Annotated in this window: 11 protein-coding genes; all 11 read left to right on the top strand. The window is 41.6% G+C overall.

The features are described 5' to 3' along the window. Positions 1–30 precede the first annotated feature (30 nt). The 11 genes from gpAD87_RS19945 to gpAD87_RS19895 are packed head-to-tail and all read left to right on the top strand — an operon-like array spanning position 31 to position 12,978. Positions 31–993: an NAD-dependent epimerase/dehydratase family protein gene (locus gpAD87_RS19945; RefSeq protein ID WP_064640123.1), complete on the top strand. Its 963-nt coding sequence runs from the start codon at positions 31–33 to the stop codon at positions 991–993. Between the two features lie 24 nt (positions 994–1,017). Beyond that, a complete protein-coding gene (locus tag gpAD87_RS19940) occupies positions 1,018–2,211 on the top strand; it encodes a glycosyltransferase family 4 protein (protein WP_064640122.1) in 1,194 nt (397 codons plus the stop codon). Position 2,212: 1 nt separating this feature from the next. Further along, positions 2,213–3,517 carry a hypothetical protein gene (locus gpAD87_RS19935; protein ID WP_064640120.1) on the top strand — a complete coding sequence of 435 codons (1,305 nt, stop codon included), beginning with the start codon at positions 2,213–2,215 and terminating at the stop codon, positions 3,515–3,517. Positions 3,518–3,522: 5 nt separating this feature from the next. Beyond that, the gene (locus gpAD87_RS19930; RefSeq protein WP_064640118.1) at positions 3,523–4,677 is read left to right on the top strand and encodes a glycosyltransferase; all 1,155 of its coding nucleotides are present in this window, start codon (positions 3,523–3,525) and stop codon (positions 4,675–4,677) included. Then, positions 4,670–5,752 carry a glycosyltransferase family 4 protein gene (locus gpAD87_RS19925; RefSeq protein ID WP_053783448.1) on the top strand — a complete coding sequence of 361 codons (1,083 nt, stop codon included), beginning with the start codon at positions 4,670–4,672 and terminating at the stop codon, positions 5,750–5,752. Before gpAD87_RS19930 ends, gpAD87_RS19925 begins: the two co-directional genes overlap by 8 nt. 39 nt (positions 5,753–5,791) lie before the next feature. Beyond that, the gene (locus gpAD87_RS19920; RefSeq protein WP_064640116.1) at positions 5,792–6,937 is read left to right on the top strand and encodes a glycosyltransferase family 4 protein; all 1,146 of its coding nucleotides are present in this window, start codon (positions 5,792–5,794) and stop codon (positions 6,935–6,937) included. 31 nt (positions 6,938–6,968) lie between these two features. Then, complete coding sequence (locus gpAD87_RS19915) at positions 6,969–7,865, top strand: glycosyltransferase (RefSeq protein WP_064640115.1); 897 nt, start codon at positions 6,969–6,971, stop codon at positions 7,863–7,865. A gap of 5 nt (positions 7,866–7,870) precedes the next feature. After that, the gene (locus gpAD87_RS19910; RefSeq protein WP_064641053.1) at positions 7,871–9,250 is read left to right on the top strand and encodes a lipopolysaccharide biosynthesis protein; all 1,380 of its coding nucleotides are present in this window, start codon (positions 7,871–7,873) and stop codon (positions 9,248–9,250) included. Beyond that, entirely contained in the window at positions 9,243–10,214 is a 972-nt protein-coding gene (locus gpAD87_RS19905; RefSeq protein WP_231952667.1) for a polysaccharide pyruvyl transferase family protein, read from the top strand. Before gpAD87_RS19910 ends, gpAD87_RS19905 begins: the two co-directional genes overlap by 8 nt. Before the next feature lie 47 nt (positions 10,215–10,261). Next, on the top strand, positions 10,262–11,650 hold the full coding sequence (locus gpAD87_RS19900) for a sugar phosphate nucleotidyltransferase (protein ID WP_063564502.1): 1,389 nt from the start codon (positions 10,262–10,264) through the stop codon (positions 11,648–11,650). Then, on the top strand, positions 11,647–12,978 hold the full coding sequence (locus gpAD87_RS19895) for a UDP-glucose dehydrogenase family protein (RefSeq protein ID WP_064640111.1): 1,332 nt from the start codon (positions 11,647–11,649) through the stop codon (positions 12,976–12,978). Before gpAD87_RS19900 ends, gpAD87_RS19895 begins: the two co-directional genes overlap by 4 nt. Positions 12,979–12,997 lie beyond the last annotated feature (19 nt).

Below are 12,997 nucleotides of genomic sequence, written 5' to 3'. Positions count from 1 at the left end.
ACTCATTAGATAATATGGAGTGTGATCGCATTGAAACATGTTGTAGTGACGGGAGCGGCCGGTTTCCTAGGCTCACATCTAGTCAAATCATTAATTGATCAAGGACATCAGGTTACCGGAATAGATAACCTTTCAACAGGAGTTTCTAAAAATCTGCAAGAGGTGGCTAACAGCCCCCTCTTTTTTTTCCATGAAGCTGACGTCACGCTGCCCGATTCACTGGATTTTCTGGTAGATCAGCCAGTAGATGAAGTCTATCATCTGGCTTCACCCGCTTCACCCAAATTCTATCAGGCGGATTCGATTGGGACGATCTGGGTGAATACTCGAGGAACCTATCATTTACTGGAGCTGGCCCGTATCAAAGGAGCAAAGTTCCTGTATTCGAGTACGAGTGAAGCTTATGGAGATCCCGAAGTTCATCCACAGCCTGAGAGTTATCGTGGTAACGTGAACACTTGGGGACCAAGAGCCTGTTATGATGAGGCCAAGCGTTTGGGCGAAGTTTTTTGTTATGAATACTACACGAAACACAGTATTCCCGTGAAGGTGGCGCGTATTTTCAATACGTATTCCTCAGGACTCCGAAACGATGACGGTCGTGTCATTTCCAACTTTGTAACACAGGCACTGACAGGACAGGATATTACGGTGTACGGAGACGGATCACAGACTCGCTCATTCTGTTATGTGGATGATAACATTCGAGGACTACAGCAACTGATGGCTGTAGATAGAGCGAATGGGGAAATAATCAACATTGGTAATCCCACGGAATATAGCGTACTTGAAGTTGCTCGTTTGGTTAAAGAGCTTACGCAATCAGACAGCAATCTCGTTTTTTTACCTTTGCCAGAAGATGACCCTAAGGTTAGACGTCCGGTAATTGACAAGGCTCGAGAAATTTTAAATTGGGAACCGGAGATTGGCTTGGAAGAAGGATTAAAACTTACGATCGACCATTACCGGGCGATGCTGCAGGAAACCTCATGAAGCTGATAAAGTGAGTTGAGAAGAATGGAAAAAGTATTAATTGCTCACAGCTTGTATCCACCCCATATCATTGGAGGCGCAGAGATATCAACACAAATTCTGGCGCAGACGATGAATCGTCATTATGAGGTCAAAGTCATTACTGTAGGTGGGCACGAGAAAAGGGAAATACGTACAGAGATGATTAACGGAATTGAAATCTCGCGGCTGCCCTATAACAATCGGTACTGGATCGGAGACTCCGTACAAGAAACGTCCGCTGCCAATAAGATTATGTGGAGAGTCCAGGATATCTTTAATATTAGGCAATATCGATACATCAAGGCGTATCTAACCAGATTACAACCTGCTATTATTCATACTCAGAATATCCCTGGTCTGAGCCTGGCGATTTGGAAGGCTGCACATGAGTTGAATATTCCGGTCGTGCATACACTACGTGACTTTTCATTAATTGACCCGATCAAAATATCTGCCTACTCCAGGTTATATAGACAAATATCAAGAAGATACAGCCGAATGATATCTACGGTAATTGGTATATCCAATCATATCCTTGGGAGTCATACAACGCTTGGTTTCTTCGAACGATCCTCCAAACATGTCATTCATAACATTGTAGAGGAGAATAACAATGTTCAGCAGTTGTATGCACAGAAAGAGATTCAACATCATCAGCCATTGAATATAGGTTACTTTGGGCAATTAACGGAAGTAAAGGGTGTTCAATATCTAATTGATGCGGTAAAAAGTCTTGGACAGGATATTGTGGGCAACCTGCATATTTTTGGGGATGGTCCACTGCTGCATCATTTGAAACAGTTAGCAGGGTCAGAACCACGCATTATTTTCAGAGGGAAACTGGATAAATCTCAGATTGCCCCACAGATGAAAGAGATGGATATTACCGTTGTTCCCTCCACGTGGGCTGAACCTTTTGGAAGAGTAGTGATCGAGTCCTATCAGGTAGGCACACCTGTGTATGCTTCTCGTGTGGGAGGCATGCCAGAGATTCTGGTTGAACCGGGGAAATTTTCATTTCCTGCCTACAATTCAGAGGCTATTGCTCAAGGAATTCTTCAATATTATCATTTACCCGAACAGGATAAGGTTCAATTGAAACAACAATGTTATGCGCATAGCCAGACTTTTAATGAAGCCTATCTTCTTAAAGAACATATCAATATATACGATAAGTTAATCAGGCGTGGAGGGTAAAATGCAAATTACTTCCTTGAATGCCAGACCCCATTCGTATGTTTATGTGAAGCCAGAATCACAGTATACACTATTCAATACAACCGTCCATATATTGCTGATCTATTTGTCCATCTATGGTTTGGTCTCTATTTATGTCGATAACATCATCATTCGTTCACTAAAGGACTTAGGCATGGTGTTGGTCGCGATCTTTGCTTTAAGGAAAGTATACCGAAGCCAGTCTTTATTCATTAGGCCTTTTCTATTCATATTGGGGTCAGTTATTGCACTAGGCGCGTTAAATCTGTTGCTGGGTGCAAGTGTTGTAACACTTATATATGGAATTAAAATCACATTTTTACCGTTAATTATGATGTTTACCGGGATGCTTATCTCACAATGTCAAGGCATCTATGCGTTTGCCAGAACAAACCTGATTATATTTATTTTATTAATCGTTGGTTGGCTGGTTCAGTACTCACTTGGGATTGAAAAGTTGATTTCGCTTGGTTTTATCTATGGAGTGAACATTAAAAACTATTTAGAAGGTGTACCTCGCCTCTCATCTATAACCTATTCACCTGACGGCTATGCGTATGCTTTGCTTATAACAGGCTTGATTGCAGAACGAACTAAAATGGCATTGAAACATCGTTTTTTCCGAGTAATCATTCAATTGCTGACAATCAGCTTCTTGCTATTGTCGACCATTCGATCAGCACTGTTACTGTGGTTTGTATATCAAATCATTATGTTTTTTCTCCAGATTCGAAAATATAGCAAAAAAAACACACTGCTAATTGGCGTTACTTTCATGTTGCTCCCAGCAGCTGTGTTCTTCGGGAGCAGAATGCTGGAATCTAAAAATTTGCTTTCCAGTTCTTCCTTATTGGATCGATTACAGACATGGGGGAACAGTCTTACTTCTCCGTTTACGATGAATGGAGTGATTGGCAATGGGATCGGTTCGGTAGGGGCTGCAAGCCGGAGAACGTATATGATCGGTGTGAACTCTAGTAATTTTGCGGTAGACAATCAGTATTTTTCCTTATACGAGCAGACAGGTTGGATCGGAATCATTTATTTTATCGTTTTGTTTATGTGGATTGTTGTCTCGCTTGTCAAGAAAATGAATACGTCAACCGACTCGAGCACTTTGCGTCTGCCTCAGATGGCACTTGCACTTGGTGCGGGAGTGGCAGCTGCAAGTCTTACAACGAATGTACTTGAGTTGTTTCCTGCCAATGTTTTCTTCTGGATGCTCATTGGCATGGCTCTTGTTCAGACTCGTAATTCAGGGGGAATATCACAGAAATTGGGGTGAGAAGATTGAGGATTTTACACATCGGCGAATACGTTGTTGGTGGAATGGCGACCTATCTTAATGAAGTTGTTGGATACCAACGTGAATTTTTCGATGTTTATCTGATGATGAGTGACTATAATTCTGCTTCTGATTTTGATTTGGAGCCGGATCACATTCTGCGTTATGAGTATACACGTCACCCCAAATACTTTTTCGCGGCCATGAGACAAATTCACCAAGCCATTAAGTCTATTCAACCAGATATTATTCATATTCACAGTTCATTTGCGGGTATACTCGCAAGGGGCTTATTTTTTATTTTTCCACAAAAAGCCAGCGTTTTTTATTGCTCCCATGGCTGGGCTTTTCTAATGGACACCAAACCGTTGTACAGAAAAGGTTATTTTTTTATAGAAAAGCTTATGGAATATAAAACGGATGTCATTGTTAATATTTCCAAGTATGAACTGGAACAATCTTTACGTTTGGGTTTATCCGCTTCTAAGTCCAAACTTATCTATAACGGTATACGTGAACGCGAAGCTAGTAACTCTATTCCCTTAAGCAAATCTTCAGAGGAGACGGATATCATTCAGTTGTTATTCGTGGGCAGGTATGACCGACAAAAAGGGCTTGATATTGTACTGAATATGTTTAAAGAATATCCGGAATTGCAGCAACACATTCGCTTGTATGTTATCGGAGACACCGTACTTGAAGACAAGGTATGGGAATTTCCCGAAAACATTATTCGTCTTGGTTGGGTAAACAATGCGGAAATTGATCGATATTATCAGCAATGTGATGCGGTCATCATGCCATCCAGATGGGAGGGTTTCGGACTTGTTGCTATCGAGGCTATGAAGAACCGGAAACCCGTTATTGGAAGTAGTCGTGGAGCTTTACCGGAACTCATTCAGCATGGTGAAAGTGGATATATTTTTGATATTGAACATTCTCATGAACTTTTGAACATCCTGAAGAACCTAGACAAGGCTGAATTGGTAACAATGGGTGAAGCAGGTTATGCCATCTATAAGGATAAATTTAACGCTTCTCGGATGAACGAAGAGATTGTGGGACTCTATTATGAGGCATTTACAGGAGCTTCTCTTCAGGAAATACCCGTGACCAGTCGCTTAGAATTTTCGAAGAGAGCTGGAGATGCACATGATTAAAATATATATTAATGCTCGTTTTTTGACCCAGACCATAACCGGAGTTCAGCGATATGCACTGGAGCTTGTGAAAGAAATTGATCAATTGATAGATCGGGGTGAAATTGACGGAAACCGTTATGAATTTTGCTTATTATCTCCCTCCAATATAATTAACGAACCAGCATTCAAGCATATACGACACAAAGCGGTTGGTAAGTTGAAAGGACATCTTTGGGAGCAACTTGAACTTCCCTTTTATGCCAAGGGAGGATTGTTAATCAACCTGTGTAACACGGGTCCGGCTTTTAACAAAAATCAGATTGTAACCATCCATGATGCTGCTGTCTTCAATTACCCGAAGGCTTTTTCTTTTGCTTTCCGTGCTTGGTACAAATTTTTGATGGTTCGACTGGGGAAAACATCCAAGAAGATTATTACTGTATCTCACTTCTCCAAAGGAGAACTGATGCAGCACTGTAAAATAGCCGAGCACAAGCTCGTGGTCACTCATCTGGGTATTGATCACATTCATCGAAAAAAGGCGGCTGCAGGAACGATCGAAAAATATGGTATTCAATCACCTTATGTCTTGGCCGTGAGTACGATGAATCCCTATAAAAACTTCAACTTGATTTTTGAAGTTTTACCTGAGATCGAAGCTCACAATCTGAACGTTGTTATTGTTGGGTCTAAAAACAGTAAAGTTTTCGGTGAACAGACATGGGCCAAATCCGATGCTGTTAATTGGGTGGGCTATGTTACAGATGAGGAATTAAAGGCGCTTTACGAGGATGCGGCTGGGTTTATATTCCCTTCCTTGTATGAAGGCTTCGGCTTGCCGCCTTTGGAAGCAATGGCGTCAGGTTGCCCGGTTATTGTATCTTCTCGTGCATCCATTCCAGAAGTATGTGGGGATGCTGTTTTGTATTTTAATCCAGATAGTCCGAAAGAAGCAGCTTCACAATTGATTGAAATTACATCAAATCCGGAATTGAGCAAGCAAATGTCTTATAAAGGAAAAGATCACTCGGGTCTGTTTTCCTGGAACAAATGTGCTAAAGACACGGTGAACATCATTATGAACACGATGTAGATACTCTTTCCATAAGACCTCTCAAGGGAGATAAAATGTATGAATAAGGTATTTGTTGCTATTGATTTCCCGCCCGAAAAAGGAGGGATTCATGATTATGCCTATGGACTTATATCACAGATTCCGGCAGAAGAGACCACGGTTCTAACGAATAAAATAAAGGATGTTGCAGCGTCAGAACAATTTGATCAGAAGACCGATTTCCAGATTATCAGGAAGCGAATCTTTTGGAATTCCAATAAGCTCCTGCTCGTCTTATCGCAACTTATCCTAGTCTTCCAGCTTATTATTCTCAAATGGCGCAAAAAAACGGACGAAATACACTTTGTCAACATATTCCCAGTAGGCATCGCAGGCCCGTTTATGAAAACTTTTTTTGGGGTTAAATATTTCCCTTATGTTCATGGCTTGGATGTTATGGGGATGGTGAACAGCAAGTTATTCCCACTCCTGTTGTTCATTTTGAGGCGGTCTGACAAGGTGATTGCCAATAGCCAGTATACCAAGTCAAAGCTGGTGGAGCTCGGCATTCCGGAGATGCAGATTGTCATTATTCCACCAGGGTTAAACGTAAGCAAACTAAACGGTGGTTCTGATTTCAATGAAGATATCCGGGATAAATATGATCTGCATGGCAAAAAAGTGATGATAACCGTCTCTCGTTTGGTTGAGCGCAAGGGACATGATGTCACTCTTAAAGCTATTAGTCATGTGATCAAGCGGATTCCTAATCTGAAATATCTAATATGTGGAGATGGTCCACACAGAGGGGAATTGGAACGTCTGGTGAGGCAGTACGGGTTAGATTCTGTAGTCGTTTTCACAGGCGGCATCACTGACCATGAGCTACATCAGTTATATGAATGTTCTGATTTATTCATCATGCCCAGCCGCGATATTAAGGAAAAAGGTGATGTAGAAGGTTTCGGAATCGTATTTCTTGAAGCCAATTACTACAGATTACCTGTGATTGCGGGCAACAGCGGTGGAATTCCTGACGCAGTAAAGGACGAGATAACTGGTTATCTTGTAAATCCTCTGGATGAAAAGGAAATTGCCAATCGTATCGAAGAATTGATTACAGATGAAGGACTGGCCAGAACGATGGGGAATAACGGTCATGACTGGGTTATTAATCATTGCTTATGGTCGCATCGCGGACAGCTGTTGAAGCAATTAGCCTGAACAAATAAAACTGTATATTTGGGGTGAGATAATGAGGGCTTCAGTATCCATTTGCACACACAACAGAGCAATAGACACGATGCAGGCTGTTGAAAGTGTTTTGAATGGGGACACGGGTAATGCTGATTACGAGATTCTGGTTATTGATAATAATTCAACGGATAACACAAAAGAATTATTCGACTCTCTTAACATGCCAGCGCATGTTCGCTATATTTTCGAGCCTCAATTAGGATTATCCTATGCAAGAAATAGAGCGATACAGGAAGCGAAGGGAGAGTTTATTTTATTCCTGGATGATGACGCACTAGCGTGTTCTACCTGGATTAAAGAAGTTATTAAAATTTTTGATATGGATTCCCAAATTGGTTGTGTTGGTGGAAAAATAGTACCTATCTGGGAGGGGGGGAAACCTGATTGGATACCACATGATATCGTTAGTCTGTACACGCTGATGGATTTTTCTAGCGAGATTGTGGAAATGCAGGCGCCCTCTATTCCTTTTGGAGCTAATGTAGCTTTCAGGATGAGTATTTTTCAGCAGATTAAACCATTTAGAGAAGATTTGGGACGTGTAGGTAGCAATTTAATGTCAAGTGAAGAAAGCGAGCTAATTGGTCGAGTTCGTCTAGAATATAAAGTTTTTTACAGTCCATACGCTATTGTAGAGCACAAAATAGCAAAAAGTAGGCTAACTAAACGTTGGTTACTGCGAAGAGTTTATTGGCAAGGCATTAGTGATGCAACACGTTATAAGAAGAGTGGATGGGGAATATTCAAGCATACTGTAAGAATTGTTCAGGCGGCGTTATTAATATTAATCTCATTTAATAATGTCCAAAAGGTAATGAGTGAAATGGCAAAAATATCTTATCGTAACGGAACGATCGTAGGGTCTTTCCGGAACAGCAGAGGACTGAACACCTGATGAACATGGCAATTGCCAAAAAGCCAAGGCAGCTTAGCATGGTGCAGACCATTTTTATGACCAGTGTTGCCAATATTCTTATTATGGCTGTGACGACTCTCACTTCTATTATTACAGCTCGAATGTTCGGGGCAACAGGTAAAGGTGAACTTGCTGCTGTACTGTTTTGGCCCGCCTTTATATCTGGTCTAGCTGCATTTGGTCTACCAACCTCGTTAATCTACAATGTGAAAAAGAACATAAATCAATTACCAACATACATCAGCATGAGTTTTGCGGTTCAAATTCCTATCAGCTTGATAGCTGGGATTGTAAGTTGGTTTGGCATCTCTTTCTGGCTCTCCGGATATTCGGAATCGGTCGTTTCCATTGCGCGCTGGTATACCGTATCCATGGTTCCTGTAATGCTGTTTATGGGAGTGCTTGCTGCAGCCGCCCAAGGAACGGATAAATTCCATATTTATAATCTATCAAGGTTGTTTGCTCCCTTATTTAATCTTGTTGGTCTGGTACTGCTGTGGATAACAGGCATATTAACAGTGGAAAGAGCAATCATTGTTAGTTTTGCAGCTAATATACTTGTATTAATCTGTTACATGTATGCCATGAGGCAGCAAATATTCAGTTCAGCAAGCAAGCTGGTGAGTCAATTTAGAACCTGTATTCACCTATTCAGTTATGGTATTCGAGTATACGGTGTGGAGCTGCTTGGTACTTTGTATAACCAGTTTGATAAAATAATTATTTTGGCTTTACTTACACCCAAAGATTTTGGGTTGTATTCGGTTGTTTTTGCCCTCTCCCGAATGTTTAACGTAGTTCAGACTGCGATAACGAATGTGATCTTTCCAAAGGTCGCAGGCATGGAGCAGCAGAAGGTACTGACTCTTGTAGGCAGAGCCTTCCGTATTAGTATGGTTCTTATGACGATCATCATCATACCTAGTATGCTGATTGGTCGTTTTTTTATTGGAATACTGTTCGGACCGGAATTTCTTGAAGCTAGCGGTGTGTTTTATTTGTTATCTCTGGAATGCATTGTTGGCGGAGGATCCTGGATTCTGGCTTCGGCGTTTAATGCGTTGGGAAGACCTGGTGTAATCGTACTCCGGCAGATTGTAGCATTGGCAGTGACGATTACTTTATTTTTTGTGCTCACTCCACTACTGGGCTTATACGGAATAGGGTTAGCATTATTGCTCGGTTCCTTTGTTCGCATAATGATGTCATTAGCATCTGTATCCATTATTTTCAAAATGCCTATGCATAAGATGCTGTACAACAAGGAAGATATTACTTTTCTAAAGGAAAGATTGAGAGAGAAAAATATACTCAAAGGAGCCGGAAAAGATGTCAAACGTGCAAAGGATTCATCCCATGGATGAGTTGAAAAAACGGCTTGAATCCATACTGGAGATCATACCTGCTAATTCCAAAATTTATTATATTGATTACCCTGTCCATAGCAATTGTGGTGATCTTCTTATTATGAAAGGAACAGAGACTTTTTTTAAAGACCACCGTATTCACGTCACCCATAGATATAGTGTTTATGATTTTGATTATCAGGTTGAAATACCGCGAGATCAAATTATTGTACTCCATGGTGGCGGGAATTTTGGCGATTTATACGAAGCACATCAAAAATTGAGAGAAAATATTGTTCAGCATTATCCGAATCATAAGATTGTGATTCTTCCTCAGACGATATTTTATAAGGATCCGTCTGCTCTTCAAAGAACCGCTGCTATTTTTAATCAACATCCAGATCTCCATATATATGTTAGAGATGAAGTATCGTTTCAAATTGCATCCGAGAATTTCCCCAACTGTGAGGTAGCTTTAATTCCTGATATGGCACATCAATTATGGCCAATTGAATTGAAACGATCCCCACGTAAAGAAAAGTTGAATTTCTTTAGAACAGATATTGAACAAATCTCTCAACAATCTTCGATTTCAACAGAGCAGCAAGGTGACTACTTAGATTGGCCAACATTATATAACAGATATGAAAAGAAACTTATTTATTACATCAGTAAAGGACTGAAAAAGCGGGCGTCACGAGCCATTTCACAGTTTTTATGGATGAAATATAGTGATTATCTGGTGAACAAGGCTATTCGTTGTTTCGCGGATTATCGCATGATTCATTCTTCCAGATTACACGGACATATCTTATCCTGCCTTATGTCAAAACCCAATGTACTGATTGATAACTCCTACGGGAAAAACTCGGGATATTATCGAATATGGACTCATGAAGTAAACACGGCAAACATGGATACCTCCTCAAAAACGATCTCTCAACCTACACCTAAGTATATGGAAACAACCGCAACAGTTTAAAAAAATGAGCTCAATGTGTATAAAATATAGAGAGTGGAGTGATAACCATGAGAATCGTACTTCTCTCCGGTGGATCAGGCAAGAGGTTATGGCCCTTATCCAACGATACGAGATCGAAGCAGTTCTTGAAAGTACTGGAGGGCCCTGAAGGGCAGACGGAATCCATGGTTCAACGGGTATGGAGGCAACTGCAGCATACGGGATTAAGCGAACAGGCCACGATTGCAACGAGTAAGCCACAGGTGGAGATTTTGCGGAGTCAACTGGGCGATGAGGTTGATCTTGTCGTAGAGCCGGAACGCAGAGATACCTTTCCCGCAATTGCCTTGGCAGCTGTTTATCTGTACTCGGTACAGGGCGTCAGTCTGAACGAAACGGTTGCTGTACTTCCCGTTGATCCATATGTGGAGGAATCCTTTTTCTATAAAGTTACAGAGCTTGAAGGAGTGTTGGATGAGTCTGGTGCGGAGCTCGCACTAATCGGGGTAAAGCCCACTTATCCTTCAGAGAAATACGGTTATATTATTCCTGATCCACATGAGACCGAAAAACATAACCATTACGCCAAAGTATCACGTTTTCAAGAAAAACCCTGTGAGACTGAAGCGGCAGAGATGATAGAGCAATCTGCCCTTTGGAATTGCGGGGTTTTTGCATTCAAGCTGAACTATCTGATTAATCTGCTGATCTCCCTTGAACTGCCAATTCAGTATGAAGAGATGCTCAAACAATACGGAAGATTACAGAAAATTAGCTTTGATTATCAAGTAGTCGAAAAAGCCAGTCACATTGTGGTTACACCTTATGAGGGATATTGGAAAGATCTCGGCACATGGAATACGCTGACGGACGAAATGAGTACCCATATTGTGGGCAAAGGTGTAATGACGAATAGCTCGGTAAACACACATCTGATCAATGAGTTGAATATTCCGGTGTGTGTGCTGGGAGTATCCAATCTTATTGTTGCGACGAGTCCGGATGGAATTCTGGTTAGTGAGAAAGAGGCAAGTCCACAGATTAAAGAGATTCTTAAGGATGATAATCAACGTCCTATGTATGAGGAACGCCGCTGGGGTTGTTACAAAGTGCTTGATTACACGCGTAATGCCAGAGGAGAAGAGGTATTAACTAAACGCATTATTGTTGAGGCAGATAAGAATTTTTCTTATCAATACCATCTCAAACGAAATGAAGTATGGACAGTTGTTTCGGGACAGGGCGAACTGATTCTGGATGGTGAACTGAGATTGCTTAATCAAGGGGATGTTATCTCCATCCTGGCAGGTAGTAAACACAGTGTGAAAGCCGTAACCGAACTTGAAATCATTGAAGTTCAGATGGGCAGTGAGCTGGTGGAAGAGGATATCGTGCGAATCGAGATGGAATGGACAGATATTATCCAAAATTGCGTGAATTGGGGGAAAACAAGATGAATATTGCGGTGATTGGAACAGGGTATGTAGGTCTTGTATCGGGAGTATGCTTTTCGGAGATCGGCAACCAAGTCATCTGTGTGGACAACAATGAGGCCAAAGTAGAGATGCTCAACGAGGGCAACGTGCCCATCTATGAGCCTGGCCTCAAAGAGTTGATGGCTTCCAACATGCAAGCAGGCAAACTATCATTCACCTCCAATATTGCTGAAGCGATTAGCCAGTCGGATATTATCTTTATCGCTGTAGGCACGCCTTCTCTTCCGAGCGGCGAAGCCAACCTGAGCTATGTGGAGCAAGTAGCTATAGAGATTGGAAGTCACATTGAAAGCTACAAAATTATCGTGACCAAAAGCACCGTTCCTGTAGGCACCAATGATCGTGTCCGCGAGCTGATTAGCAGTATTTCATCTCAGCCTTTCGATGTGGCTTCTGTTCCCGAGTTCCTCCGCGAAGGATCTGCGGTGAATGATACGCTGAATCCTGACCGGATTGTCATTGGAACAGACAGTGATCGTGCAATTAAAACACTAAAGAAACTCCATCGGCCATTGACCGAGAACCTGATCATTACGGATATTCGATCAGCCGAAATGATTAAATATGCTTCCAATGCATTTCTCGCAACCAAAATTTCATTCATTAATGAAATCTCGAATATATGTGAAAAAGTAGGAGCCGACGTTACAAGAGTAGCTGAAGGCATGGGATATGATAAGCGTATTGGAGCTTCCTTTTTGAAGGCAGGCATTGGTTATGGAGGTTCATGCTTTCCAAAAGATACACAGGCTTTAATTCAGATCGCAGGCATGGTCGATTATGATTTCAGACTGTTAAAATCCGTTGTCCAAGTAAACCAAGATCAGCGTTTACATGTCATTCACAAACTGGAAGAGGCGCTGGGATCTTTAAAAGGAAAAACAATTGCTGTCTGGGGGTTAGCTTTTAAACCGGAGACAGATGACGTGCGTGATGCTCCAGCGATCGATATCATTCAGCATTTAAGTGATGCTGGAGCAGTCATTAAGGCCTACGATCCCATCGCAACTGCGAATTTCCGTAAAGAGGTAGATGTCGCCTCCATCACGTGGGAAGAGAATCCATTTCATGCTGCGGAAGGAGCAGACGCTTTGTGCGTGTTGACTGAATGGAAGGAGTTCGCTCATATCGATTTGAATGAACTGGTCAAAATCATGAAGGATCCAATTATGATTGATGGTCGTAATTTGTATAGTGCTGAACAGGTGCAGGCATCTAATCTTCAATATTATTCGGTTGGTCGTCCGGGTTTGACGAAGCTTGAAGGAAAAGCGGCAGCAATCATTTAATCGCTATTCATTATCTTGA

It is taken from the genome of Paenibacillus sp. AD87 (assembly GCF_001659845.1).
Taxonomy (GTDB): domain Bacteria; phylum Bacillota; class Bacilli; order Paenibacillales; family Paenibacillaceae; genus Paenibacillus; species Paenibacillus marchantiae.
The sequence above is the reverse complement of the archived record's forward strand: the minus strand, read 5'-3'. Positions and strand labels throughout refer to the sequence as shown.